The sequence below is a fragment of the Streptomyces sp. NPDC048516 genome, from assembly GCF_043199875.1.
GTDB lineage: Bacteria > Actinomycetota > Actinomycetes > Streptomycetales > Streptomycetaceae > Streptomyces.
The window spans coordinates 675,070-700,987 of record NZ_JBICWS010000001.1 but is presented as its reverse complement, the minus strand read 5'-3'; the positions used below and the strand labels follow the sequence as shown (position 1 = coordinate 700,987).

Annotated in this window: 21 protein-coding genes; 12 read left to right on the top strand and 9 right to left on the bottom strand. The window is 71.2% G+C overall.

What is annotated here, in order from left to right:
- Nucleotides 1-38 precede the first annotated feature (38 nt).
- Both ACGFR7_RS03180 and ACGFR7_RS03175 read right to left on the bottom strand, forming a co-directional pair.
- Entirely contained in the window at nt 39-926 is an 888-nt protein-coding gene (locus tag ACGFR7_RS03180) for a SigB/SigF/SigG family RNA polymerase sigma factor (RefSeq protein ID WP_393312345.1), read from the bottom strand.
- 163 nt (nt 927-1,089) lie between these two features.
- Nucleotides 1,090-2,658, bottom strand: a complete 1,569-nt coding sequence (locus tag ACGFR7_RS03175; RefSeq protein WP_393312343.1) for a hypothetical protein — start codon at nt 2,656-2,658, stop codon at nt 1,090-1,092.
- A gap of 63 nt (nt 2,659-2,721) precedes the next feature.
- On the opposite strand from ACGFR7_RS03175, the gene ACGFR7_RS03170 reads away from it, so the two are divergent.
- The 5 genes from ACGFR7_RS03170 to ACGFR7_RS03150 all read left to right on the top strand — a co-directional run bounded on the left by ACGFR7_RS03170 (nt 2,722) and on the right by ACGFR7_RS03150 (nt 7,688).
- On the top strand, nt 2,722-3,486 hold the full coding sequence (locus ACGFR7_RS03170) for a TetR/AcrR family transcriptional regulator (RefSeq protein WP_393312341.1): 765 nt from the start codon (nt 2,722-2,724) through the stop codon (nt 3,484-3,486).
- Between the two features lie 205 nt (nt 3,487-3,691).
- On the top strand, nt 3,692-4,585 hold the full coding sequence (locus ACGFR7_RS03165; RefSeq protein ID WP_393312339.1) for a virginiamycin B lyase: 894 nt from the start codon (nt 3,692-3,694) through the stop codon (nt 4,583-4,585).
- 160 nt (nt 4,586-4,745) lie between these two features.
- Nucleotides 4,746-6,062, top strand: coding sequence for a PP2C family protein-serine/threonine phosphatase (locus ACGFR7_RS03160; RefSeq protein ID WP_393312337.1), 1,317 nt, complete (start codon nt 4,746-4,748; stop codon nt 6,060-6,062).
- Between the two features lie 358 nt (nt 6,063-6,420).
- Entirely contained in the window at nt 6,421-7,263 is an 843-nt protein-coding gene (locus ACGFR7_RS03155) for a DUF1206 domain-containing protein (protein WP_393312335.1), read from the top strand.
- 98 nt (nt 7,264-7,361) lie between these two features.
- A complete protein-coding gene (locus tag ACGFR7_RS03150) occupies nt 7,362-7,688 on the top strand; it encodes a hypothetical protein (protein ID WP_393312334.1) in 327 nt (108 codons plus the stop codon).
- Between the two features lie 52 nt (nt 7,689-7,740).
- On the opposite strand, the gene ACGFR7_RS03145 is transcribed toward ACGFR7_RS03150, so the two are convergent.
- The 4 genes from ACGFR7_RS03145 to ACGFR7_RS03130 all read right to left on the bottom strand — a co-directional run bounded on the left by ACGFR7_RS03145 (nt 7,741) and on the right by ACGFR7_RS03130 (nt 14,101).
- A complete protein-coding gene (locus ACGFR7_RS03145) occupies nt 7,741-9,573 on the bottom strand; it encodes a M28 family peptidase (RefSeq protein WP_393312332.1) in 1,833 nt (610 codons plus the stop codon).
- Nucleotides 9,574-9,926: 353 nt separating this feature from the next.
- On the bottom strand, nt 9,927-11,456 hold the full coding sequence (locus tag ACGFR7_RS03140; protein ID WP_393312330.1) for an aldehyde dehydrogenase family protein: 1,530 nt from the start codon (nt 11,454-11,456) through the stop codon (nt 9,927-9,929).
- Between the two features lie 55 nt (nt 11,457-11,511).
- A complete protein-coding gene (locus tag ACGFR7_RS03135; RefSeq protein ID WP_393312328.1) occupies nt 11,512-12,903 on the bottom strand; it encodes a 2-oxoadipate dioxygenase/decarboxylase family protein in 1,392 nt (463 codons plus the stop codon).
- Nucleotides 12,904-12,931: 28 nt separating this feature from the next.
- The gene (locus ACGFR7_RS03130; RefSeq protein WP_393312326.1) at nt 12,932-14,101 is read right to left on the bottom strand and encodes an NAD(P)/FAD-dependent oxidoreductase; all 1,170 of its coding nucleotides are present in this window, start codon (nt 14,099-14,101) and stop codon (nt 12,932-12,934) included.
- A 180-nt stretch (nt 14,102-14,281) separates the two neighbouring features.
- On the opposite strand from ACGFR7_RS03130, the gene ACGFR7_RS03125 reads away from it, so the two are divergent.
- Together ACGFR7_RS03125 and ACGFR7_RS03120 are read left to right on the top strand one after the other, a co-directional pair.
- The gene (locus ACGFR7_RS03125; protein WP_393312324.1) at nt 14,282-15,208 is read left to right on the top strand and encodes a LysR substrate-binding domain-containing protein; all 927 of its coding nucleotides are present in this window, start codon (nt 14,282-14,284) and stop codon (nt 15,206-15,208) included.
- 388 nt (nt 15,209-15,596) lie between these two features.
- A complete protein-coding gene (locus ACGFR7_RS03120; protein ID WP_393312322.1) occupies nt 15,597-16,994 on the top strand; it encodes an amino acid permease in 1,398 nt (465 codons plus the stop codon).
- Nucleotides 16,995-17,073: 79 nt separating this feature from the next.
- Here ACGFR7_RS03120 and ACGFR7_RS03115 read toward each other — a convergent pair whose 3' ends face one another.
- Nucleotides 17,074-17,988 carry a LysR substrate-binding domain-containing protein gene (locus ACGFR7_RS03115; RefSeq protein WP_393312320.1) on the bottom strand — a complete coding sequence of 305 codons (915 nt, stop codon included), beginning with the start codon at nt 17,986-17,988 and terminating at the stop codon, nt 17,074-17,076.
- 186 nt (nt 17,989-18,174) lie between these two features.
- Here ACGFR7_RS03115 and ACGFR7_RS03110 point away from each other — a divergent pair, with 186 nt between their 5' ends.
- Both ACGFR7_RS03110 and ACGFR7_RS03105 read left to right on the top strand, forming a co-directional pair.
- Nucleotides 18,175-21,099 carry an FAD-binding and (Fe-S)-binding domain-containing protein gene (locus ACGFR7_RS03110; RefSeq protein ID WP_393312318.1) on the top strand — a complete coding sequence of 975 codons (2,925 nt, stop codon included), beginning with the start codon at nt 18,175-18,177 and terminating at the stop codon, nt 21,097-21,099.
- 65 nt (nt 21,100-21,164) lie between these two features.
- Nucleotides 21,165-22,313 carry a Glu/Leu/Phe/Val dehydrogenase gene (locus ACGFR7_RS03105; RefSeq protein WP_393312316.1) on the top strand — a complete coding sequence of 383 codons (1,149 nt, stop codon included), beginning with the start codon at nt 21,165-21,167 and terminating at the stop codon, nt 22,311-22,313.
- A gap of 30 nt (nt 22,314-22,343) precedes the next feature.
- On the opposite strand, the gene ACGFR7_RS03100 is transcribed toward ACGFR7_RS03105, so the two are convergent.
- Nucleotides 22,344-22,643 (bottom strand): PASTA domain-containing protein, encoded by a 300-nt coding sequence (locus ACGFR7_RS03100; RefSeq protein ID WP_393312314.1) that lies wholly within the window; start codon nt 22,641-22,643, stop codon nt 22,344-22,346.
- A gap of 649 nt (nt 22,644-23,292) precedes the next feature.
- On the opposite strand from ACGFR7_RS03100, the gene ACGFR7_RS03095 reads away from it, so the two are divergent.
- Nucleotides 23,293-23,775, top strand: coding sequence for a MarR family winged helix-turn-helix transcriptional regulator (locus ACGFR7_RS03095; protein WP_393312312.1), 483 nt, complete (start codon nt 23,293-23,295; stop codon nt 23,773-23,775).
- A 126-nt stretch (nt 23,776-23,901) separates the two neighbouring features.
- Nucleotides 23,902-24,195 (top strand): hypothetical protein, encoded by a 294-nt coding sequence (locus ACGFR7_RS03090; RefSeq protein WP_393312310.1) that lies wholly within the window; start codon nt 23,902-23,904, stop codon nt 24,193-24,195.
- Nucleotides 24,196-24,205: 10 nt separating this feature from the next.
- Here the strand turns inward: ACGFR7_RS03090 and ACGFR7_RS03085 are convergent, their stop codons facing one another.
- Nucleotides 24,206-25,132: an NADP-dependent oxidoreductase gene (locus ACGFR7_RS03085; RefSeq protein ID WP_393312308.1), complete on the bottom strand. Its 927-nt coding sequence runs from the start codon at nt 25,130-25,132 to the stop codon at nt 24,206-24,208.
- A gap of 70 nt (nt 25,133-25,202) precedes the next feature.
- Here ACGFR7_RS03085 and ACGFR7_RS03080 point away from each other — a divergent pair, with 70 nt between their 5' ends.
- On the top strand, nt 25,203-25,793 hold the full coding sequence (locus tag ACGFR7_RS03080; RefSeq protein ID WP_393312306.1) for a TetR/AcrR family transcriptional regulator: 591 nt from the start codon (nt 25,203-25,205) through the stop codon (nt 25,791-25,793).
- The last annotated feature ends 125 nt before the right edge of the window (nt 25,794-25,918 follow it).

The following is a 25,918-nucleotide window of genomic DNA, read 5'->3' as shown; positions in this document are numbered from 1 at the left end:
CCCTCCTTCAGGCGTTGCCCCGGCAGCGACAGGCGCGTTCACGTCCCGGCCAGGAGCCCCTTGCGCAGAGTGGTGCACACGCGGGTCAGCAGGCGCGAGACGTGCATCTGGGAGAGGCCGAGCTCCGCACCGATCTCGGACTGGGTCATCTCCTCCCCGAAGCGCAGCTGGAGGAGGGTACGTTCGCGGTCGTCGAGCGCGGCCAGATGCGGCTTGAGGGCCTGGATGTCTTCCGCGAGGGCGAGGGAGGGGTCTTCGGTGCCGATGAGGTCGGCGACGAGGCCGGTGGTCTGCTGCTTGCCGCCGCCGGCCTGGACGGGACGGTCTATGGAGTCGCTGTCGTAGCCGTTACTGGCCACGAGCCCTTCCGCCACCTCGTCCTCCGTCAGCTGGAGGCGGGCTGCGAGGTCGGCTACGGACGGCTCATGGCTGCCCTCGCTCTCCAGCTCTTCCCGTGCGCGGGCGAGGTCGATGCGGAGTTCCTGCAGGCGCCGCGGCACGCGCACCGACCAGGTGGTGTCGCGGAAGAACCGCTTGATCTCCCCCTGGATGTACGGGACGGCCAGCGTGGTGAACTCCACGTCACGCGAAGGGTCATAGCGGTCGATCGCCTTGATCAGACCGATCGTCCCCACCTGCAGGACGTCCTCCGTCGACTCCTTGCGGCTGGAGAAGCGGCGGGCGACATAGCGCACCAGGGAGAGGTTCATCTCGATGAGGGTGTTGCGCGCGTACTGGCGCTCCGGGGTCCCCTCCTCCAGTTCCTGCAGCCGCAGCAGGAACTGCTTGGACAACTCCCGTGCGTCGGACGGAGCAACGCGCAGCGGAGCCTGGATCTGCGGCAGCACCTTCGGGGCCGGCGCGGCGCACGCCTGCGAGGTGGTCTCCGACTCCGTTCCCACGTTCATGGTGCTGTTGCTGCTCATGCTGCCGGCTCCCGCCTGTTGCTGAGCCCCCGTCGCATGCTCCCCTACCCGACGCTGCCGCAGGCATGTCAGGTCGTCCTCCCTTGTCCGGCCCGCCCGTCGGCGCGCCTCCATGCGCCGGCTGTCACCCGACGCGGTGACCGGACCCGTCCGGCAGGCCGTCTCACGGCCGGGCCGACGTCTCCGGGCGGGTGGAGAGGAACAGCGGGGTGACCGAGGCGCAGAGGTGCACGGTGCCGCCGTTCGGTTCGACGGGTATGCGGGTGCCGAACGCGTCGAGCGCGTGGACCGTCGCGTGGGGCCATGGCCAGTCGACGGGTGTCCCGGGTTCGTCCTCACCGGTGAAGGCGTCCCCGGCCACCCACAGGACGTGCAGCGGCCCGCGGCCCTGGCGTGTCACCTCGAACGCGTACAACTCCGGGCGGCCACCGGCGTCGAGGCGGCGGACCTGGGTGGTGCCGTCGAGGCAGGCGGCGACGAGGGCGAAGGTGTCGGCGGACGGGTGGCGTCGGGTCAGGCGGCCGGTGCCGTCGTAGTCCATCAGGGCGAGCCTGCCGAAGAGGAATCCCATCATGTTCAACCGGTCGCGGTAGCCGGGGATTTCGGGCGCCAGATTCCAGCATGCCGTGCGGGTCACTCCGGCGGCGAGGGCGAGGATGTTGCGGGTGACGACCTGGCGGCAGTTGATCCGGTCCCGCTTCGCGGCGAGCCCGGGCGGGCAGTCCTCCATGAACATCTGCAACTGCGGCGGGAGTTGGGCCATGCGGGCGTAGAGGGAGCGCATGGCCGTGCGGTCCGGGGGCTCGTGGGAGGCCTCGTCCAGCAGCTCGTGGGAGGCCTGCGGGGCCTCGTCCGGCGATCCGCCCGGGGCCCCGTCCGGCACCTCGTCCGGCGATCGGTCCGGGGGCGCGTCCGCCGGCAGCGTCTCGGGGGCGGACTGCTCCGGTCCCGCGAAGGCCGCCATCATCGTCTGCTGGAACGCGGCCTGGGCCTCGGGGAACTCGAAGAGCGTCGGCCCGTTGTACTCCCCCGCCACCACCGGCCGCTCGTAGCCGTGCCGGCGCATCATCTCACGGACGGATTCCACCTGTTCGGGGATGTGGTGCGGATCGCCGTAGAGATGAACGGAGAACAGGTCGAAGGCATCCCGGCCGTGCGCAACGACATGGTCGAAGAACTGCCGGGCCGGGCTGCCGGGCGGACCGGCGAGCACGTCGTAGCCGCACCCCCCGAGGACGACCCTCGCTTCCGGGTCCGCGCCGAGCACACCGCGGTGGAAGGAGGTGAGCTGATCCACGTACTCCGGCGCGGTACCCGCCCACAGGAGGCCGGTGTTGCTGGGCTCGTTGTTGCACTGCCAGTAGTGGACACGGCCCCGGCAGCGGGCCACCAGGTCGCCGACGAAGCGCTCGTACTGCCGCCGGTCGTGGGCGGGTGACGACGGCAGAAAGCCCGTCGGGTGCCGGGTCGCCCACGGGGAGCTGGAACACACGGTCACCCATACCTCGTCGGCCGGATCCAGCTGGCCGAGGATCGCGTCGACGACCGTCCAGTCGTAGCGCCCCGGCTCCGGTTCGATCTGGCCCCAGTAGACATAGACGCGCACCAGAGTGCCGCCGAGTTTCCGCATCTCGGGCACGAAGCTGTCCGGAGCTCCGAACATGCCGTAGCTGATCCCCCTGACGACACCCAGACGGACGCCGGGCGGGGCGACGGGCGGGTACTGGTTCATGCGGCTGCTCCCTTGGCTTGCGTATATGACATATACCTTACATTGACGAGATAAACTCACGCCATGAAGGAGAATCCGAGCAGCGCACCGGCGCCCTTGATCTGGACCCGGCCCTCACCCTCGCGGCGCCGGAGCCCGCTGGAGCGGGACGACATCGTGCGGGCCGCCGTCGCGGTCGCCGACGAGGGCGGAGCCCAGGCGCTGACGATGACGGCGGTCGCCAAGCGGCTCGGGCCGTACACCCCGATGGCGCTGTACCGCTACGTGCTCAGCAAGGACGGCCTGATCGACCTGATGCTCGACAGCGTCACGGCGGAGATCCCGGTGCCCGACGAGCCGGGCGCCGACTGGCGCGCGGACCTCCACGCACTGGCCTCGCAGAGCTGGGCGACGGTCAAGCGCCACCTCTGGTACGCCCAGCTCATGCCCACGCGCCCACCCCTGGGCCCGCACTTGATGCGCCGCACCGAGTTCATCCTCCGGGTACTGGTACGGCAGGGCTTCACGGTCGGCGAGGCCATGACCTACGCCGCGCTCCTGGACCGGCACATCCTGGGCAGCGCACAACAGGAGGCGGAGGAGCTCGCCATGCGCCGCAGGCACGGACTCCACTCGCCGCAGCAGCTCAGCGAGGCCATCACGGCCGCCCGGGACCTGGCGGCCGAGGGCGGGCGTCATCCGCTGCTCACGGAGTGGATGACCGCCCCGTCGGGAGCCGGCATGGACGAGCAGTTCGAGCTCAGCCTGGCGTTCCTCATCGACGGCATCGCGACGCGCCTGCCGCGCCGGAACGCCCCCGCAGGAGGGGGCGACGACGGGAGGAGGTGAGGCGGGAGGGGGTGAGGGCGGGAGGGGCGAGCGGCGCGTCCCGCGCAACTCGCCGCTCGCGCCCCGGCGCAACTCGCACAGCGGCCGCCGCACACGCGGCGGATCGCACCGAAATTCCGTTGCGTGAACGGAGGCGCCATGCCATGCTTTCCTTAACGCAACATTCGTAGCAGTAAGTGCAAGTGCCACTGGGGGAAGACCGCCGATGTCCCGCCGCGCCGTTTCGTTCGAGGAGATTCCGGTCTCCGAAGCCAGCTCAGGTCCCTATGCCCTCACCACGGGCCCCGACGACGCGCTGTGGTGCACTCTGGTCCACGCCGGGCAGATCGCCCGTCTGGCGCCGGGCGGGAAGCTCGACCGCTATGCGCTCGACTCCGCCGCCTGCGGCCCCTGTCTCATCACCTCGGGACCCGACGGGGCGCTGTGGTTCACCCGCAGTCAGGACCATCGGATCGGACGGATCACCGTGGACGGGAAGGCGACCTCGTTCCCCCTCCCGAGTCCGGGCAGCGGCCCCTTCGGGATCGTGGCCGCCGGCGACGGAGCCCTGTGGTTCACCCAGCTGCACACCGACCGCATCGGGCGTATCGACACGGACGGCCGCGTGACGGAGTTCCCACTGCACCTGCCCGGTGCCTTCCCCTCAGCCATCACGACCGGCCCCGATGACGCCCTGTGGTTCACCCTCAACCAGGCAGACGCGATCGGTCGCCTCGGTTTCGAGGGCGACCTCACCCTCCACCGGCTCCCGACCGAGAACGCCGCGCCGGTCGGCATCACCTGCGGCGCGGACGGCGCGCTCTGGTTCGTCGAGATAGGTGCCGGCCGGATCGGCCGTATCACCACACAGGGTCGGATCGACGAGTTCCCGCTGCCGGACCCGGCATCCCGGCCCCATGCGATCGTCGCCGGCCCGGCCGGTGACTGCTGGTTCACCGAATGGGGAGCCAACCGCATCGGGTCCATCACTCCCGACGGCCATATCGAGGAGTACGACCTCCCGAGCCCCGCCTCGGAGCCGCACGGCCTGGCCTTCGGAGCTGATGGCGCCCTCTACGTCGCACTGGAAATCGGAGCGATTGCCCGCGTGGCGCTCTAGGCACACCGCGGTGTCGTTCTCGGCAAACCCTTCTCGGTGTCACCATCGAGAGATAAGCATCGCCGCCGGGAGCGGGAGCAAGAGCGACCGACGGTGCCACGGCATGGACAGCCCACGGGGCGAAGGCTCGGCGAGCTGCAACCCGAGGAGAGGTGCCTGAATGAGCAGTGCGGCTGCCCGGGCCCGCATGCTGGGTGACCTGATCACCGCCAGCCACGTGATCACGCTGGAGCAGGTGCCGGACCTGGTCGTCAAGCACGCGGCCAAGGTCGGCTGGCCGGGCGTGCTGATCTACCTGGCCGATCTGCAGCAGGAAGTGCTGTGTCTGCTTGCCGGTCAGGGGCCCGGCGCCGGCGGCGGCGCGGACCCGCCGCCGGACGTGGTGCGGGTGGAGGGCACCCTCGCCGGGCGGGCGTTCCAGACCGGGGGCATCGTCGGGAGTCCCACCCCCGGGGCCGAGCACTGGTGGGTCCCGTTGCTCGACGGCACCGAGCGGCTGGGCGTGCTGCGCGCCTCCGGCCCCCCGGGCACGGAGATGGACTCCCAGGCGGCCCAGGACCTGCGCAACCTCGCCGGGCTGATTGCGCTGATGATCGTCAGCAAACGGGGGGCGAGCGACACCTATGCCCGGCTGGTGCGGCGCCGGAGGATGAATGTGGCCGCGGAGATGGAGTGGCGCATCATGCCGCCGCGGACCTTCGCCACCGACCGGGTACTGGTCAGTGCGGTGATGGAGCCCGCCTATCAGGTCAGTGGCGATGTCTTCGACTACGCCATCGCCGGGGAGACCGTGCACCTGGCGCTCTTCGACGCCATGGGCCATGACACGGCCGCCGGGCTGACCGCGAACCTCGCGGTCGCCGCCAGCCGCAACCGGCGCCGGCAGAGCCCCGGAATCCTGCAGATCGCCGAAGCCGTGGAACACGCACTGGTGGAACAGTTCGGCTGCAGCCGCTACGCCACGGGCATTCTGGCCGAGCTGCACACCGGCACCGGGCTCCTCACCTGGACCAGCGTCGGGCACCCTACGCCGGTCATCATCCGCAAGGGACGCACCGCACTGAGCCTGACCTGCCCGCCGGCCCCTCCCATGGGCACCGATCTGGGCCTGCCGCCCACCGTGGTTCGAGAACAGCTGGAGCCCGGCGACCGCCTGCTGCTCTACACCGACGGCATCACCGAAGCCCGCAACCAGGAAGGCCAGGAATTCGGCCTGGCGGGCTTCACCGACTTCCTCATCCAGCACCACGCCGACGGGCTGCCCGTCCCGGAGACCCTGCGGCGCCTGATAAGGCGTCACCTGGCCTACCACGACGGCCGGCTCGACGACGATGCCACGGTCCTCCTGCTGGAGTGGAACGGCCCCACCCCCTACCGCCCCGCACGGGTCGAAGCCCTCGCCGGTCTCCCGGAGCACACCACCGAAGACCCGCCCCTGGCCACTCCCTGGAGCACACCCGACAGAGACGTCCTGTGAGGCGCCGGAGCCACGCATCGCGCCAGGGCCACGCATCGCCAGGGCCACACCACGCGGTCCGGGCCACGCAACGCGCCCGGGCCACGCAATGCGCCCCACGCCACTCGATGCGCCGGAGCCACGGAGCCCCCTGCCGAAGACGGGCGGATGACCGGCGGGCGGGATGTCCTCGGCAGCGGTAGCGGGCTCTCCCCGGCGGCGCCACGCGGTCTCCGCGGCGGCGGCAACGGGGGCCCCTCGCCAGAGGCAACCGGAGTGCACCGCCGACCGCGGGGCAGAAGTATCCCGCTCTCGTCGGTCCTGGAGACCGGCCGGGTGCGCCCCCGACGGCGGGGCAGAAGCCCTCTGGAGGTCACACATGCCATCGACTCTTGCGGTACCGCACTTCGGACGACGCACCGCCCAGCGCGCCGCGCGCAGCCCGGCGGTCCGGGCCGCGGCACGCGGCGGGTTCGCGGCCCGGGGCGTGATCTACCTGCTCGTGGGGGTACTGGCACTGCGGATCGCGTTCGGCGACCCCGGTGAGCAGGCCGACCGGGGCGGGGCGCTGGCGGAGATCGCCGCCCGGCCGTTCGGCAGCGTGCTGATATGGGCGCTCGGTCCGGGACTGGCCGGGATGGCGCTGTGGCGTCTGTCCGAAGCGGCTTTCGGTGCGGCAGGGCCCGACGGGCACAAGGCCGGAACGCGACTGCTGTCGCTCGTCCGCTGCGTCTTCTACGCCGTGGTGTCCTTCTCCGTGCTGTCCTTCGCGGCGGGGAAGAAGGGCAGCGGAAGCGGGGCGAGCGACCAGCAGTCCCGGGACGCCACGGCCAAGGCTCTGGAGCTGCCCGGCGGTCCCTGGCTGGTGGCCGCCGCGGGGGTGGGCATTGCCGTGGCCGGCGTCTGGATCGCGGTGCGGGCCATCCTGCGCACGTTCCACAAGCACCTCAACAGGAGCGGCATGTCACGGTCCGCCCGGCGCGGTATCGATGTGCTCGGCGTCTCGGGAGGCATCGCCCGCGGTGGAGTGTTCGCACTCGCCGGCGTCTACGTCGTCAAGGCCGCGGTCACCTACGACCCCGGCCGTGCCAAAGGCATGGACGATACGCTCCGTTCGTTCGCCCATACCCCGGCCGGCCCCTGGCTGCTGGCCGCGATCGCCGCGGGTCTGACGCTGTTCGGCGCCTTCTCGTGCGCGATGGCCCGCTGGCGGGACGTCTGAGCCCGCGGGGCCTGCCCGTCGTCCCCAAAATCCTCACCCCAAGTCCCGCACTCCCGCCCCACGACACACTCCCACTCCATGTCAGGAGCTCTCTTCGGATGACCGAGACCCATCAGAATGCCCCGGCCGCACGGTCCGCCTACCGCGCCGAGGCCTTTGTGCGCAACGGCCGCTGGCACCTCGAAGTCGCCAGCCTCGACAGCGAACCCGACGCCGGCGACACCGAAGCCCTGCTCGTCACGCTGTGGCCCGTCGAGGAAGCGCCTAACGGCAGCGGCTTCCCCGCCGCCTCCCTCGGCGCGCAACTGCGCGACAGCGGATTCGACCTCGCCGACCCCGACCGGGGCACGGGCGGCTGGACACCCACCGGCGACCGAGACCGCTACACCGCCTCCTGCTACGCGACGGACGAGACGCCCGCTTGACGTGGCACCGGAGGGGCGAGGCGGATTCTGCCCCGCCCCTCCGGGCCGTCGGTCAGCCGGTCTGCAGGGTTGCGTCGTCGATGACGAAGCTGGTCTGCAGACTGGAGTCCTCGGTGGCGGTGAAGGTCAGGGTGATGCGCTGTCCGATGTAGGGGGTCAGGTCCAGGGTCCGCTGGGTGTAGCCGCTCGCTGCCGCGGTGTTGGAGAGGGTCGTCAAGGTGGTGCTGCCCACCTTGACCTTGAAGGTGTCGTAGGCGACCCGGTCGGTCTCATCGGTGTCGAGGTGCAGCCAGTAGCTCAAGGTCGCCTTGCCGCAGCCGGCGGGCACTGTCACCGACTGGCTGAGGGTGTCGGTGGCGGAGGATCCGTAGCCGCCGAGCCAGGCGAACCTGCCGCCGCTGTGGGCGGACTGGCCGGCGTGAGCGCCGATCACCCCGGTGTCGCCGGTCCAGGGTGTGGTGCCGTTCTCGAATCCACCGTTGGCGATCAGCTGTTGAGCGGTGCAGCCTCCGGCGCCCTTGATCGTCAGGGTGTACTGCGTGGTGTGGGTGACGGACCCGGTGCCGGTGACGGTGAGGGGGTAGGTGCCGGGCGCCGCGCTCGACGTCGTGGCGATGGTCATGGTGGAGCTGCCGCCGGAGGTCACCGAGGCGGGGCTGAAGGAGACCGTCACACCGGCCGGAGCACCCGAGGCCGACAGGGCCACCGTTTGTGGGGGCCCGCTGGTGGTGGTCGTGGAGAGGGTGCTGGTGGCCGACGCGCCGGGGTCGACGCTGCCGGTGGCGGGGCCGGCGGTCAGGGAGAAGTCGTTCGCCGGTGCGGTGTCGGCGACGGCGATCTTCCACAGGGTGGCGGCGATGCCGTCGACGCTACGGTTCAGTCCGGTGGTGTTGATGTTGCTGGTGGTGTCGCAGGACTGGTGGTAGCAGGAGTCGTAGGCGCGGTTCGCGGTGCCGCCCCACTTGGCCGCCTGCGCGGAGGTCTTCCGGGCACTGGCGCCCATCGCATATCCGGAGGTGGGTATGCCCGCCTGCTCGAAGGAGTAGTCGTCGGAGCGTCCTGCGCCCTCGGTGTTCTCCTCGGGCTGCAGGCCCAGGGAGTCCCAGTAGGCCTTCATCGGCTGGGCGGCCGCTGAGGACACGTGGTTGATGAAGTAGCCGCCGTTGAGCGAGGCGATCATGTCGAAGTTGTAGTACGCCTTGATCTTCGACCGCTCGGCGGAGGAGAGCGAGTTGACGTAGAAATCGGAGCCGTTGAGGCCCTGTTCCTCGTCCGTCCACCAGCCGAACCGGACGCGGGAGGCCATGGCGGGGTGCTGCTGCGCGAGGGTGAGTGCGGTCTCCAGCAGCGCGGCGGAGCCGGAGCCGTTGTCGTTGATGCCGGGCCCCGCCCCGACGCTGTCGAGGTGGGAGCCGAACATGTACACCTTGGTGGCGTCGCCCTGCGGCCATTCGGCGATCAGGTTGGGACCGGCCCCGGTGGCGCAGCCGGAGGTGCAGGGCTGCTCGGTGACGGTGTAACCGGCCGCCTGGAGCTTGGCCTTGGCATAGGCGACCGAGTCCCGGTAGCCCTGGCCGCTGGATTTGCGGGTGCCGCCGTTGCGGGTGGCGATGGCGTTCAGCTCGGTCAGATGCGCCTGGACCTTGGTCACATCGATGTCGGGGGCGTCGGCGGCCCGGGTGCGGCCGGCGACGGGGCCTTCGGCGGGCGCGCGCGCCGGTCCGCCGGGCGCGTCCCGGTCGGCGGCCGCTGTCGCGGCGCCCGGCGGGTGGGGCGGCAGGGCGGTCTGCGAAGTGGCCGCGGCGGTGGGGGCGAGGGCCAGCACGGCGGCTTGGAGGGTGGCGGCGAGGGAGACGCCGGCCACCGCGAGTCTTCGTAACACCATGGCTCCTTGAGGGGTAGGGAGTGCTACCGGCGGAGGTTCTGGTGGAGCGCCGGGCCGTGGCGGCGTCTCGTCGGCCGGCCTCGGCCACGTGGGGCGGCGTCAGCGCGGTGCGAGAACGGCATGTCCATGACCCAGGCCGCCGTACCATCACACCGCGGCACCCACCGCGTCAACGGATGTCCCGGCGCAGCGCGGTGTTTGTCGAAAAACGGCAGGTGGCGCCCGATAACCGGGCACTTGGCCGGATCCGCGGACGGTTTCGGACGCCCCGGTCACGACGAACCCCCGCCCTGCGCGGGGCAGGACGGGGGCGGTCGAGGACGTGCGGCGCGGGCGCGGGGCCCCTCCGGTGCCTACAGGAAACTGACGTTCTGGGCGAGGGCGAGCCGGCTGGAGTAGTTGATGGTGTTGGTGGCGGAGCGCATGTACGCGCGCCAGGCGTCGGAGCCGGACTCCCGGCCGCCGCCGGTCTCCTTCTCGCCCCCGAAGGCCCCGCCGATCTCGGCGCCGGAGGTGCCGATGTTGACATTGGCGATGCCGCAGTCGGAGCCCTCCGCCGACAGGAAGAGCTCGGCCTCCTGCTGATCGCGGGTGAAGATGCTGGACGAGAGGCCCTGCGGGACATCGTTGTGCAGGGCGATGGCCTCCTCCAGGGTGTCGTAGGTCTGCACGTACAGGATGGGGGCGAAGGTCTCCTCGCGGACGACGTCGGTCTGTTCGTCGACGCGGACGAGGACCGGCTCGACGTAAGCGGCCCGGGGCGCGGCGTCGGCGAGCCGCCGGTTGCCGCCCGCGAGGATCTTGCCGCCCTCGGCCTGGGCCCGGCTGAGGGCGTCCTGCATGGTGTCCAGGGCGGCGGTGGAGATCAGCGGGCCGACGAGGGTGGTCTCGTCGAACGGGTCGCCGATGGGGAGCTTCCGGTAGGCGGCGGTCAGCCGGGCGATGAGGGTGTCGGCGATGTCCCGGTGGACGAGGAGACGGCGCAGGGTGGTGCAGCGCTGGCCCGCGGTGCCGGCCGCGGCGAAGACGATGCCCTGCACGGCGAGGTCGAGGTCGGCGGAGGGCGCGACCACGGCCGCGTTGTTGCCGCCGAGTTCGAGCAGGCTGCGCCCGAAGCGGGCGGCGACGCGCGGGCCGACCTCGCGTCCCATGCGGGTCGAGCCGGTGGCGCTGATCAGCGCGATACGGGGATCGTCGACGAGCTTTTCGCCGGTGGTGCGGTCGCCCAGCAGCAGGCGGTGCACATCGCGCGGGGCGCCGACGTCCTCGGCGGCCTGCGTCACCAGCCGGTCGCAGGCCAGGGAGATCAGCGGGGTGAGTTCCGAGGGCTTCCAGATCACGGTGTCACCGCAGGCCAGCGCGATGGCGGTGTTCCACGACCACACCGCGGCGGGGAAGTTGAACGCGGAGATGACGCCGACCACGCCCAGCGGGTGCCAGGTCTCGGCGAGCCGGTGGCCGGGGCGCTCGGAGGCGATGGTGCGGCCGTAGAGCTGGCGGGACAGCCCGACGGCGAACTCGCAGATGTCGATCATTTCCTGGACCTCGCCGAGCGCCTCGGAGCGGATCTTGCCCGCCTCGATGGTGATCAGGTCGGCCAGGTCACCCTTGTGATCACGCAGCAACTCGCCCAGACGGCGCACGAGTTCACCGCGGCGGGGCGCGGGGGTGGTGCGCCAGGCGAGGAACGCCTCGCGGGTGGCGGCGATGGCCTCCTCGGTGTCGGCGGCGGTGGCCGCGCGCAGGCCGAAGAGGTCGTCACCGGTGAGGGGGCTGCGGGCCGAGAAGTCGTCGCCTTCCGGGACGGTGACGCCGAGGGCCGCGAGGCTGCCGCGGGCACGGGTGCGCAGGTCCTCGGCGGTGGGGAGGATGGTGCCGGTCATGATGCTCCTCTGGGGTGTTGAGGGGGTCGAGGGGTGCGGGCGGCGGGGCCGGGGATCAGCCGGGCGTGCCGTCGAGTCCGAGTTCCCGGGCGGCTTGCGCGAGGGAGCGGTCCTGCTGCTCCTCGTAGAGGTCGAACGGGTCCAGGACGTCGCGGCCGAGGACACCGGAGAGCCAGGCGCTGTCGTAGGCGGCACCCTGCTGGTCGCTGTTCCTGGAGCCCTCCTCGCTGAGGTTGGACTGGAAGATGCCGGCCGCGGAGCGCGGCAGGAAGTCCTCATAGACCAGCGGTTCGGCCCGGAGCCAGCCCTGTTCCAGCAGGTCATGGAGCCCGGCGGGCGGGCGGCTGCCGTCACGAGGGCGGTCCGGCGCGGCGTGATAGGTGAAGTGCGCCAGGCCGGCCGCGGCGAGTCCCTGCTCGCTGTCGGGAAGCTCCTGCGCCCACAAGCGGCGGGCGAGTGCGGCCCGGTCGGCAGGGGACAGACCGGCGGACTGGTCGTCGACGCGGGCGAGCAGCCGGTCGTAGCGGGCCCGGCCCTCGCGGCTGAGGGCGATACCGCGGGCTTCGACCTCGCCGAAGCGCACCCGCAGGGATCCACTGGTCACGCTGCCGTCCGGGGTGCGCAGGGCGCGGGGCTCGGCGAGCGCCCGGAAGGAGGTCTGGCGCAGCAGGACGTCGGGGCCCTTCCAGCGGGGAGGACCCTGGATGGTGTCGATCATCTCGATGCCGCGCTCGGTCATCCGCCGGTAGAGCTCGTCGATGTCCAGGACGCGGGGGGTGAGGTGGTTGATATGGGTGCTGCCCACGCCCCCGATGTCCGCGGCGACGGCGGAGATCCGTTCCAGGGTGGCGTACCACGCCTGGTCGACGGGCTCGGGGGACAGTTCGAAGGCCTGGACGGCGAGGTGGAGGAAGCGTTCGGCGTCCGCTTCGGGCAGTTCCCCGGCGCCTTCCGCGCGATCGGCGAGGGCGAGCAGTTCCGGGGGGAAGAGCCGGCGGGCGGCGAGGAAGTTCTCCAGGCGGGCGCGCAGGTCGGGGTCGAAGAACCGGGGGTCGGCGGGGGTGAGCAGGGAGGTGAAGACGCGGAAGGGGTTACGGGCCAGTTCCCCGGCGTCGACGGGGCGGAACGCGGTCGACACGACGGGGATCGCGCTGGCGGCGGCCTCCCGCAGATCGTAGAAACCGACCGGGTACATCCCCAGGGCACCGAAGATGCGGGCGACCTGGCGCAGTTCCTCCGGAGTGCCGACGCGGATGGCGCCGTGCCGCTCGGCGGTCACCCGGCCGATGGACCCCAGGCGCTCGGCGTCGGCGCCCTGTGCCCGCAGCACGTCTTCGTTGACCTCGCGTGAGACGTCCACCAGCGTGGTGTAGGCGGGCACCTCCCGCCCGTACATGTCCGAGAGCCGCTGGGCGAACGCGGCGCGCAGTTGCCACTGGCTGATCATCGGCAGGTCGTCCTTCCGTCAGGGGGATTCACACCACGTGGATTTCGGGGCGGATCTCGGCACCGGCCGTGAAGCGGTCGGCGCTGAAGGGGGTGACATCGACGAACGGTGTGCGCTCCAGGTAGAGGTCGCGCACGATCTCGCCGACGGCGGGCGCCTGGAGGAAGCCATGGCCGGAGAACCCGGTGGCGTACAGGAAATTGTGCGGTGCGCCGGCCCGTCCGATCAGCGCATTGTGGTCCGGGGTGACCTCGTACAGTCCGGCCCAGCCGCCTGCGGTCTCCATCTCGGCGAGGGCGGGGGCCCTGCGCCGTGCGGCGGCACGGAAAAGTTCGAGCCAGTCCGGCGTCCAGGTCGTGTCGAAGCCCTCGTCCTGTCCGGGGTCGGCGAGGCCGAACAGCAGGCCGTCGTCGCTGTTGTGGAAGTAGGCGGTCGAGGCGAAGTCGATGGTGAAGGGGGTACGCGGGGCGGGCGGCGCGAGCGGCGCGGTGAAGGCGAGCTGGCGGCGTACCGGACGCACCGGGAGGTGGACGCCCGCCATCTCGCCGAGCCGCGCGGACCAGGCGCCCGCGGTGCAGATGACCGTGGAGCAGGAGATTCGGCCGTGATCGGTGTGGACGGCCGTGACCCGGTCCCCGGCGGTGTCGAGGCCCGTGACGGTGGTGTGCGTGGCGAAGGTGACGCCCGCGCTCGCGGCGGCGCGCGCATAGCCCTGGACGGCGAGTTGGGGCCGGGCGTGGCCGTCGGTCGGGGAGTAGGCGGCGGCCACCAGCCCGTCGGTGCTGACGTAGGGACACAGCCGCTGTGCCTCGCGGGGGCCGATCATGCGGCTGGGGACGCCGAGGCCGTTCTGGAGCCGGACGGCGGTCTCGAAGTTCGCGGCCTGCTGGTCGCTGGTGAGCAGGAAGAGATAGCCGACGCTGTCCAGCCGGATGTCGGCGCCGGGACGCTGTCCGAAGTCCTGCCAGGCGCGCAGACTCCTGCTGCCCAGGGCGATGTTGAGCGGGTCGGAGAACTGCGCCCGCACGCCGCCGATGGGCTTTCCCGAGCTGCCGCCGGCCAGCTCTCCGCGCTCGAGGACGACGATGTCGGACACCCCGGCCTCGGCCAGGTGGAACGCGATGCTGGTGCCCATCACACCGCCGCCGACGATCACGACGTCGGCAGTCGGCGGCACGGTGCGGGAGGTGGATGACATGGACAAGGGGCCGATCCCTTCCGGAGGCCGGCGCCCGCGCCGGGGGCATCCGTCCGGCGCGTGGCGGGGCTGTCAGTGCGTGGCGAGAAGAGCTGATCAGCTAGCTGCCCGTCATCGTGCAGCACGCGAACCTTTGACGTCTACGAACAGTTAGTACGTCCGATCTATTAGGATCTCTATATGGACTGGACGAGTGCCCAGCTGCGGTCCCTGGTGGAGTTGACCAGGCGCGGAACGATCACCGCGGCGGCCCAGGCCCTTGGATACACGCCCGGCGGCGTCTCCCAGCAGATCGCCGCGCTGGAGAAGGCCGCGGGCACGGAGCTGCTGCGGCGGGTCGGGCGGCGGGTGGAGCTGACCGATGCCGGCCGCACGCTGGCGAGTCACGCCGAGCGGATCCTGTCGACGGGGGCGGAAGCCGTCGAGGCTCTGGAGCGCACCCGGCACGAGATCTCCGGGGTGCTGCACGTAGGGCTGTTCGCCACGGCAGCAGCCGAGATCCTGCCGCCGGCGCTGCAGGAGGTACGGCAGGTCCATCCCCGGCTCGCGGTGCACAGCCGCGATATGGAGGTGGACGAGGTGCACGACGCGGTCGCTTCCGGAGCGGTGGACCTGGCGCTCGGCCTGGACTACCCGGATGTGCCCCTTCCGCGGGAGCCCGCCCTGCAGGTGCGGCAGCTCTACCGCGAGCGGTTCTCACTGGCGGTGCCCGCCGGGTCGATGGACGGCCGTGAGGTGATCGGCCTGGCAGATACGCAGGACCTGGGGTGGATCCTGCCGTCGGCCGACAGCTACTACGGCCGGGCGGTGCGCACGGCCTGCCGGCGCGCGGGCGTCGAACCCCGGGTGCAGCACGAGGTCACCGACACCGCGGCCACGCTGGCGCTGGTCGAGGCGGGGATCGGGGTGAGCACGGTGACGGATCTGATGCTCGGCCTGCGCGCGTCCCGCCTCGATGTCGTACGGCTGCGGGAGAAGGTCGAGCGGCACATCGTGGTGCTGTTCCGCTCCTCCGTCGAGCACCGGCCCACGGTCGCGGCGCTGGTGGACGTCCTGCGGGCGGTGTCGGGTGCCCGGCACGGCGCCCCGGCCCGCCGCGACCCGTAAGACAGCGCCCCGGCCAACGTCGCGCCGCGGAGCCCTGCCGTCGACAGGCGTGCCCCCTGGGCGAGTTGGCGTGCACCGGAACACGATGCCCGGTGCACGAGAGTCCGGTCCGCTCGTCCTGCGGAGCCCCTTCCCCAGTTCCGCTTGCCCTCAGCCACGCAAGTTGTCGCGCTGGGGTCCCTTTTGCCGGGGCGGATCCTGAGTGAGGGTTTCAGGCCAGTGGTGACCCCCGCCACGACGGTGGCCCGTCGTGCCGCCGTTGCCTGACAGGGAGCGAGCGATGTCCCCCCATCACACCCCGAATTCTCCCCTTCGCGCGTTGCTGGGAAGAGGCCCCCAGGGAATCTTCCGGCGAACGCTTCCCCATGAACAGCCCAGCGGTGAGCGCATGGTGCGCACGCTCGGTCTCACCCAGCTGACAATGATCGGCATCGGCGCCATCATCGGGGCCGGGATCTTCAGCCTGGCCGCGGCCGTCGCCCGGGACGTCGCCGGCCCCGCCGTCCTGATCTCGTTCCTGGTGGCCGGGGCAGCCTCGCTCTGTGCGGCCTTCGCCTATGCCGAGTTCGCCGGGATGGTGCCGAAGGCTGGCTCGTCCTACACCTACTGCGCCGCGGTCCTTGGGGAAATCGTCGGCTGGATCGTGGGCTGGGACCTGCTCCTGGAGTACACCGCCATCGTCGCCGTCGTGGCGATCGGGATGTCGGGCTATCTGGGATTTCTGCTGCAGGCGGTCGGCATCCATCTGCCGGTCTGGGCCCTGGGCGCCCCCGGCACCGGCACCGGCCACCGGGTGGACCTGCTGGCGATGGCGATCTGCCTGGGTGTGGCCTGGCTGCTGACCCGCGGCACCCGCACCTCGGCCCGGGTGGAGACGGTGCTGACCATCATCAAGATCGGCATCGTGCTGCTGGTGATCGTGGTGGGCTTCACCAAGGTCAAGACCGGCAATCTGCATCCCTTTGCGCCCTTCGGCTTCAGCGGGGCCTTCACCGGGGCGGCCACGGTCTTCTTCGCCGTGTTCGGCTATGACGCGCTGAGCACGGCGGCGGAGGAATCGATGGAGGCACGGCGCAAGCTGCCGAAGGCGATGATGCTGTCGCTGGCGGTCTCCATGGTGCTGTACGTGCTGGTCTGCATCGTGCTCACCGGGATGCAGCGCTACAGCGAGCTCAACCCGAACAGCGGGATCTCCAGCGCGTTCCGGAGCGTGGGGCTGAGCGGGCTGGCCAATGTGATCGCCGTCGGCGCGGTCATCGGCATCGTCACCGTGACGTTCTCCTTCATGATGGGCGCTTCCCGCCTGTGGTACGCGCTCAGCCGCGACGGACTGATGCCGGCCTGGTTCGGCGCCATCCACCCCCGGCGCAAGGTTCCGCACCGCGCCACCTGGCTGATCGGTGGCGTGTCCGCGGTGCTGGCGGGGCTGCTTCCCATCAACGCGGTCGCGGAACTCACCAATATCGGAGTGCTGCTGGCGTTCGTGGTGGTCTCCGCGTCCGTGCTGGTCCTGCGCTACCGCAAGCCGCACCTCAAGCGCGGTTTCCGCTGCCCGGGCATGCCGGTGGTGCCCGTCCTCGGTATGGCCTTCTCCGTCTGGCTGATGTCGTTCCTGCAGTGGGAGACCTGGGTGCGGCTCGGCGGCTGGCTGGTCGTCGGCCTGGTCATCTACGCCACGTACGGCTACCGCCGCACCCGCAGGGTCATGCCGGGAGGCTCGGTGGACCTCGACGCCCTCGACCGGATGTCCGACTCCGACGCATCCGAACCCACGCCCATCCGGTGACGGCCGGCCGGTCGTTCACGCGGGTGCTCCGCCGCTCCCCCGGCCCCACAGAGGCGGAGCCCGCCCGCGTCCCGGCCGGTCATGCGTCGCACGCGGGGTGCACGTACGGCTCGCCGTCGGGCACCGCGCGCCGCAGACAGCTGATCACTGCGGGGAGCAGCGGGTTGCTGTTCTCGCTGCGGTGCAGCGCCATCACCGTGCGGTGGGCGGAGCGCTGGGTGACGCGGGTCGCTTCGATCCCGTCGCCGGGAACGTGGCCGAGCGCCGGGACCACGGCCACGCCGAGTCCCGCGGACACCAGCTCCCGCACCACGGCGTAGTTGTTGCTGCGGAAGGCGACGGCGGCCTCGAACCCCGCGGCCGCACAGAGACGGACGAAGGAACGGGCCCCTGCGGTGTCCTCCCGGCTGGTGATCCAGCGGGCCCCGGCAAGCTGGGACAGCTGGGCGCCGAGGCCGCTGTCGCGTGCCCTGAGCAGCACCAGGTCCTCGCGCAGCAGTTGATGGCAGGTCAGGCCGTCGGGCCACTGGCGGGGGCTGAGCCCGTACTCGAAGACGAGCGCGACATCGAGATCGCCGTGGCTGAGGGCGGTGACGAGCTCTTCGGGCTCGCCCTCCTCCAACTGGATCCGTGCCCGCGGGCGGCTTTCGACGAGGGCGGACAAGGCGGCGGGCACCAGCCGCACATCGGCCGTGGGAAAGCTGCCCAGCCGCAGCCGGCCGGTGGCGCCGGTGGCGAGCTCCTGGACGTGGTGGTCCAGATCCTCCATGGCCGCCAGCACATGGGTACTGAGATCGACCAGGCGGTGGGCCGCGGCGGTGGGGCGGATCCCGTGCGCCTCCCGCTCGAAGAGCACCAGGCCGGTCTCCTTCTCCAGCGCGGAGATCTGCTGCGAGATGGCGGAGGCGGTGTATCCGAGGTCGCGGGCCGCGAGGGCGAACGAGGCGCTGCGGACGACGGCCTTCAGGGTGAGCAGATGCAGTGGCTTCAGCAACGCGGGCTCCCAACGACGCGGGAAGCGAGCATAAGCATCCGCCGCCCCCGAACGCGAGCCTCAGCATTCCTTGGTCTCAAGCATTGATTCTTGCGTCCTGCTGGGCCTTGTCCCCGGCCCCGGGAGCCCCACATCGTGGACGGGACCAGGCGGAACACGACCGGTGAGCACGAAGGAGCGAGCAGGGTGACCTCGACAGCCCAGGGCGCCGTCAGCCTCGGCGCGGCAGCGGTGGCCGAAGCCCTCGACCACGGGGACTGCGGCAAGGTCGCCGGCGACGCCGGTCACCGGGCACAGTACGCGTCCGATGCCTCGAACTACCGCCAGATCCCGCTCGCCGTGGTCTTCCCCCGCGAGCGGCAGCACATCCTCAACGCGCTGCGGGTGTGCCGGCGCCTGGGGGTGCCGGTCACCGCACGCGGCGCGGGCACCAGCACCTCCGGGCAGGCCGTCGGGCCGGGGGTGGTGCTCGACTTCTCCCGCTACTTCAACCGGCTGACGGCGCTGGATCCCCACGCCCGGACCGCGACCGTGCAGCCCGGCATCGTCCTGGACGACCTGCAGAGCGCCGCCGCCGAGCACGGTCTGGTATTCGGCGCCGATCCCTCCACCCACAGCCGGTGCACCCTGGGCGGCATGATCGGCAACAACGCGTGCGGCTCGCACTCGCTTGCCTGGGGACGCACCGCGGACAACATCGTCGAACTCGAAGTCGTCACCTACCGCGGCACGGTGGTCCGGCTCGGCGAGATGACCCGGGAGGAGATCGACGCGGCCGTGGCCGCGGGAGACGACCGCGGAGAGCTGATCGCCGCCCTGCACCGGCTCTCCCAGGGCAATCTGGCGACGCTCCGCACCGAACTGGGGCAGTTTCCCCGGCAGGTGTCGGGCTATGCGCTGGAACAGCTGCTCCCCGAGCGGCGCTTCCACCTCGCCAGGGCCCTGGTCGGCAGCGAGGGCACGCTGGCCGTCGTCCTCTCGGCGACCGTCCGCCTCATCTCGCCTCCCCCTGCGCGGGCCCTGGTCGTCCTCGGCTTCTCGGACGCCGGTGCCGCGGCCGACGCGGTCCCCGCACTGCTTTGGCATCAGCCACTGGCCCTGGAAGGCCTCGACCGCGGACTGACCGACATCGTCACCCGGCCCGCGACCAGGACCGCCATCGACACCCTGCCCACCGCGCAGGCCTGGCTGTTCGCGGAACTCGGCGGCCCCGCGGACGCGCTGCCCGGGCTGGCCGAAGCGCTGGCCGGGACCGCGCACGGGGCCGCGGGCTTCACCGGCAGCGAGATCGTCACCGATCCCGCCCGCGCCCGCAGTCTGTGGCGGATCCGCGAGGACGGTGCCGGTCTGGCCACCCGCCTGCCCCCGGGCACCGGGACCGAGAGCGGGGCCGAGGCCTGGCCCGGATGGGAGGACGCGGCCGTCCCGCCCGATCAACTGGGCTCCTACCTCCGCGAGTTCACCGCCCTGCTGGCTCGCCACGAGCTGCAGGGCGCCGTCTACGGCCACTTCGGCGAGGGCTGTCTGCACGTCCGGATCAACTTCGACTTCACCTCCGAGCAGGGCACCGCCGTCTTCCGCGCCTTCCTCGGCGACGCCGCCCGCCTGGTCGCCGCACACGGTGGTTCGCTGTCCGGAGAACACGGCGACGGCCAGGCCCGCTCGGCGCTCCTGCCCCTGATGTACGGCCCCGACGTCATCGCCCTGTTCGAGGAGTTCAAGAACATCTGGGACCCCGACAACGGCCTCAATCCCGGCATGATCGTGCGTCCGCTGCCCGTCGACGGCAACCTGCGCGTCAGCCCGCACCGCACTCCCCTGCCCCTGGCCACGGTCTTCCCCTTCCACTCCGACGACGGCGACTTCGCCAAGGCCACCCGCCGCTGCGTCGGCGTCGGCAAGTGCCGCTCCGCCGCCCACCGCGGCGACGTGATGTGCCCCAGCTACCGGGTCACGCGGGACGAGAAGGACTCCACCCGCGGCCGCGCCCGGCTCCTGTACGAGATGACCCAGGGTGAAGTGATCACCGACGGCTGGCGTTCCACCGAGGTCCGCGACGCCCTGGATCTGTGCCTGTCGTGCAAGGGCTGCAGCGCCGACTGCCCCGTCGGCGTCGACATGGCCACCTACAAGTCGGAGTTCCTTCACCACCACTACAAGGGGCGCCTGCGACCCGCCTCGCACTACACCATGGGCTGGCTGCCACTGCTCTCACGGGCCGCCGCCCGGATCCCCGGCCTGGTCAACGCGCTCACGTCCGGCCGCCTGGCCCCGGTCCTCAAACGGCTGGGCGGCATCGCCCCGCAGCGGGACCTCCCCCGCTTCGCCACACAGACCTTCCTGACGTGGTTCCGCCGCCGCGCACCCGAAGGTGACGGCCGGCGCGGCCCCGTCATGCTGTGGGTCGACTCCTTCAACAACCACTTCAGTCCCGAAGTCCTCCAAGCCGGCGTGGCCGTGCTGGAAGACGCGGGCTTCCGGGTGCAGGTCCCCGAGGGCACGCAGTGCTGCGGGCTCACCTGGGTCACCACCGGGCAGCTCGGCATCGCCCGCCGTATCGCCCGGCGCACCGCGGCCGCGCTGGCTCCCGCGGTCCGCGCCGGCATACCCGTGGTCGGGCTGGAGCCGAGCTGCACCGCGGCCCTCAAGAGCGACCTCCCCGAACTCCTCGACGGCAATGAAGACGCCCGCGCCCTCTCCCGGGCCACCCTCACCCTCGCCGAACTCCTCGTCCACCACACCCCCGGCTGGCAGCCCCCGCGGATCGAGGCCCGCTCGCTCAGCCAGACCCACTGCCACCAGCACGCCACCTCCGGCTTCGGTGCCGACAGCACACTGCTGGCCCGTATGGGTATCGACAACACCACGCTCGATTCCGGCTGTTGCGGTCTCGCAGGCAACTTCGGTTTCGAGCGCGGCCACTACGACGTCTCGGTCGCCGCGGGCGAACAGGTGCTGCTCCCCGCTGTGCGCTCGGCCGCTGCCGACACCAGGATCCTGGCCGACGGTTTCAGCTGCCGCACCCAGATCGCCCAGCAGACCCCGCGCAGCGGCACCCATCTCGCCGAACTGATCGCCCAGGCACTGCCCCCGTCCGACGCCCCTGCCTGACGCCTCCGCCGACGAACGCCCCTGCTTCTTCCTCCCTCTTCCTTCCTACCGACAAGGAACACACCGTGACTGATGCACTCTCCCTCGTCGACGAGTGGGGCCCCGAGAAGATCGTTGTCGTCTCGCACCGGCGCACCGGCATGAAGGGCGTCCTGGTGATCGACAACACCGCTCGCGGCATCGGCAAGGGTGGCACCCGGATGAGCCCCGGCGTGACCGTCGACGAGGTGTCCCGGCTGGCCCGCGTCATGACATGGAAGTGGGCCGCTGTCGACCTCTTCTACGGCGGCGCCAAGGCCGGCATCGTCGCCGATCCGGCGTCCCGCGACAAGGAGGCGGTGCTGCGCGCCTTCGCCCGCGCGCTGTCCAACGAGGTGCCCCGCGACTATGTGATGGGACTCGACATGGGCCTGACCGAAGACGACGCCGCCATCATCCAGGACGAACTGGGCGACCGCGGCGCCGCCGTCGGCACCCCCGCGCACCTCGGTGGCGTGGCCTACGACAAGCTCGGAGTCACCGGCTACGGCCTTGCCGAGGCGGCCGACGCCGCGGCAGGGCACCAGGGGCTGGCGATGGCCGGCTCCCGGGTGGCGCTGCAGGGCTTCGGTGCGGTCGGCAGCGCAGCCGCCCGCCGCTTCGCCGCCCTCGGTGCCACCGTCGTGGCGGTTTCCACCGCCCACGGGGCGCTGCACGACCCCAGCGGTCTCGACGTGGACGCGCTCCTGGCGGCGCGCGAGGAGCACGGCGACCACTTCGTCACCCGCCACCCCTCCGGCACCGTGCTCGCTCCGGGCCGTGAACTCACCGTGGACTGCGACATCTTGGTGCCCGCCGCTCTGCAGGACGTCATCGACCGCACCACCGCGCGCGACATCAAGGCGAAGCTCGTGGTGGAGGGCGCCAACCTGCCCACGTCCGCCGAAGCCCGGAGCATCCTCGCGGAGCGCGGCATCACCGTGCTCCCCGACTTCGTGGCGAACGCCGGCGGCGTCGTCGCAGCCGCCTTCGCGATGGACGCCCGCTACTCCGGGTTCCGGCCCGACACCTCCACCATCGTCGAGACGGTCTCCTCCCGGCTGCGCGCCAACACCGTGACCGTCATGGACGAGGCGCGGCTGCAGCGCATCACCCCGCACACCGCCGGCCGCCGCCTGGCCGAGGACCGGGTCCGCACCGCCATGCACAGCAAGGGGCGCATCCCACGCGCCTGATACGGCCGGCGGAGCCGGCGCCGCCCGCCGCTACCGGCACGACTCCGTGCGCTTGACCACGGTGAGCGTGACCCGCCGGCCCCGCAGAGCCGTGCCTGCCGCCGGATCCTGCGCACAGACCTTCCAGCCCGCCGGCCACAGCACATGGCGGCCGGCTCCGCGCCCGTCCTTGAGCCGAACGGAGGTGTCGTAACGGAGCGCCGCATAGGCGGAGACCAGCCCATGGCCCGCCACCTGCGGCATCGTCCGGGGACCGTCGGCATGGGCCGGAACTGCCGGAGCCAGGCAGCAGAGGGAGAGGACCGAGGCAGTGACGATTCTGTTCACCACCGGAGAACGATCACCCTGCGCAAGGGTCACCCTGCGGGGGTGTTGGCGGCGATTGCCAGGGCGGGGGTGCCTGTCAGAGAGCGGGGACGGGGCCGCCGGGCCGGAACTGTCCACCCCGACGATGTGCCGCACCTCGACCGGCCGCACGATCACCGCGACCCGCTGCTCTCCTGGCATGAGCCACTCGAAGCGTTCGCCGCCCAGGCCTCGCGGCAGCCGTGAATTCCGACGAGTGAAGCCGACACCGCCGGGAAGCCGTGGCCGCGGTCCCGCACGGAGCCGCAGAAGCCACCGCTGACGCTCACGGCTCCCGTTCCCCTTCACGTTCACCGGACCGAGGCCCGAAACCATCACTTCCCTATATAGGGAAGTGATATAAATGGACATACAGAGTAAATAGGGCGTGGCAGTGGATGGGATGGACGCCTTCTGCCCGCTGGTGCACCACCGCGGTGGTCCTGCGAGCGAGCCCGGCGCGTCCCGGTGGACGACGCCCGACGAGGTACGCGCCGACGTCACCTTCACCGTGACGGCCTCCGAACCCGCCACCAACGCCGTGGACACACCCGTCCACCACTCACGGCCACTCCCGGCATCCACCAAGAGGCCGGTCAGGCCTATCTACGGCGAAAAGTGATGCGACGAGCTCATGAACCGAACGCGTGCTGGTCAGAACCACGAAGTCATTGCCGACGCGCTGTTGGAGATGGCGATCCTCATGGTGCGGCACCTGGTCGATCGGGACCTCAGCCTCACCGCCGCCTCAACTCTCGGCAGGCTCGGACGTGAGGAGCCTGTCCGGCTGACGGCGCTGGCCACGGCGGAAGGCATTGCTCAGCCGTCGATGACCCAGCTCGTCAAGCGGCTGGAGCAGCAGGGGCTGGTGCGGCGCGTGAGCGATCCCGAGGACGGGCGGGTTGCCCTGGTCGCCCTCACGGACGCCGGGCAGGAACTCCGTGCGGAACGGCAGCGCGCCTACCACGCCCGCCTGGCCGGCCTGGCGGCAAGCCTGCCCGCCGAAGACGAAGAGGTACTGGCCACAGCCATGCGGGCAGCCCTGCCCGTCGTCCGGCAGCTGATCCACAACGCTACGAAGCGCCTCCGTCCCAGCGGTGCGCCGGCCGCGCCCTGAGCAGCCACTGGCAGGTCGCGACCGGGGCTCGCAGGAGCGGGGCAAGCACACGGCGCCCCAAGGAGGCACACAGCCATGACAGGCCTTCCGGTCGCGCCCCTTCAAGACCCTCAAAGGACAACAACCATGCTCACCAAGACACTTAGGAGCCGCCGGCTCACCGTCGCCGCCTTCACGGCACTCCTGCTTGCGCTGTCCGGCGCGGGTGCCGGGGCCGTTGCCGGTGCTGCCGAGGCGGCCACGCCGCTCGCAGCCCCCCAGACGATATCGGCCAACGCCGCCACCACGACGACGACGGCCGTGTCCTCTACATTCGGCAGCCACCACGTCCACAGCCACCACTCCCACCACAGTCATCACCACCACGACGACCACGGCAGCTCGGGCTACGACAGTGGCTACAACGACGACAACGGCTGATGATTGACTGTCACAATCCGGACACCCGAGGACTCGGGCACCCGGGCACGACCATGACCCGGCGCCCGCGCGTGTGACCGGCCTGGCTGTCGGTGTGCGCCGCAGCGGCCTCGGCGAGTGTGTACGACTTCTCGACCGGGATATGGAGTTTCCCCCTAGAGATGAGGCCGACGGCCTCGGCGAGCGCTTCCGGCATGCTCCCGGGCACGCCGGAGAACCGGACACCGAGCTCCGGCGCGGCGAGATCGGCGATGGAGATCACCTTCTGCGGATCCCCGGTCAGCCCGACGAGTTCGCGGATCACGCCCGAGCCGGCCAGATCGAGAGCCGCGTCGACAGGGCCGAGCTGCCGCACCCGCTCGACCCAGCCCTCGCCGTACGTGGTGGCGAGGGCACCCAGGCTGCGCAGATAGTCCTGGTTCGCGGCCCCGGCCGTGCCGATCACCGTGATGCCGCGGTCGCCGGCGATCTGCGTCACCGCCGATCCGACTCCCCCGGACGCACCGCTGACCAGCAGTGTCTGCCCGGACTCCACACCGACCTGGCGGATGATGCGCAGCGCGGTCTCCACCACGGAGGGGTACCCGGCCGCCTCTTCGAATGCCAGCCCCTCGGGCACACGGGCCCAGGCCGACAGCACGGCGAACTCGGCATACGTGCTCGAGCCTTCACCGAACACGCGGTCGCCGACCTTGACCCCTTCGACGCCCTCGCCGACCTCGTCCACCACCCCGGCGGCGTCCTGCCCGACCCCGGCGGGCAACTCGACCGGATGGGCCCCCAGGACCTGGCCCTCACGGACCCTCCAGTCGACAGGGTTCACGCCCGCCGCCCGCACGGCGATGCGTACCCGACCGGGGCCCGCGTGGGGCTCCTCGGCGTCTATGAGTTGCAGAACGTCCGGACCGCCGAACTCGGCGAAGCTCACTTTCTTCATGCGGTCGAACATAACACTAACGGTTAGTGTTTGAGAACAGTTCTGACTTTGTGCCTGATAGCGTCAGCGCATGACCGTGCAGTCCGGACGCCGTGAGCGCAAGAAGGCCGCGACCCGCCAGAAGATCGCTGACACCGCCCTGCGGCTCTTCCTGGAACGCGGGTACGACGCGGTGGGCATCCGTGACGTGGCCGCCGAGGCCGACGTAGCCGTCACCACGGTCTTCTCCCACTTCGCCTCGAAAGAGGCCCTGGTGTTCGAGCAGGACGAAGACTTCGAGCAACGACTCACGCAGGCGGTCACCGGCCGGGCACCGCACGAACCGCTCATCCCTGCACTGCGCCGCGAGATCCAGGCCCTGGTGCGGCATTGCACGGCGGACAGCGCCGCCCCGATCTGGCACATGATCGACGCATCGCCTGCCCTGCGGGAGTACGAGGAGTCGATGAGGCTGCGCCATGCGGAGTCGCTGGGAACGGCCATCGCCGCCGATCCCGACCTGTCACAGACCACAACAGCGAGCCGGACGATCGCGAGGTTCGTGATCGACGCCTATGCGCTGGCCCGTGAGGCGGCCGATCCGGAGGCCGCGGTGGACGAGATCTTCCAGATGATCGAGGCGGCCTGGGAAGCCACCCGCCCTTCTGCGGGCGGTCGTTAGGGTCGCCGTCGGTCGGTCTCTCAGACCGGGCTTGCTTCGCAGAATCCGGAGCGCATGCTCCAGTTCGGGTTCCGGCTCCTCGACGCCACACGCCATCAAACAGGCCTGCGCCGGGCCCTGTGCCG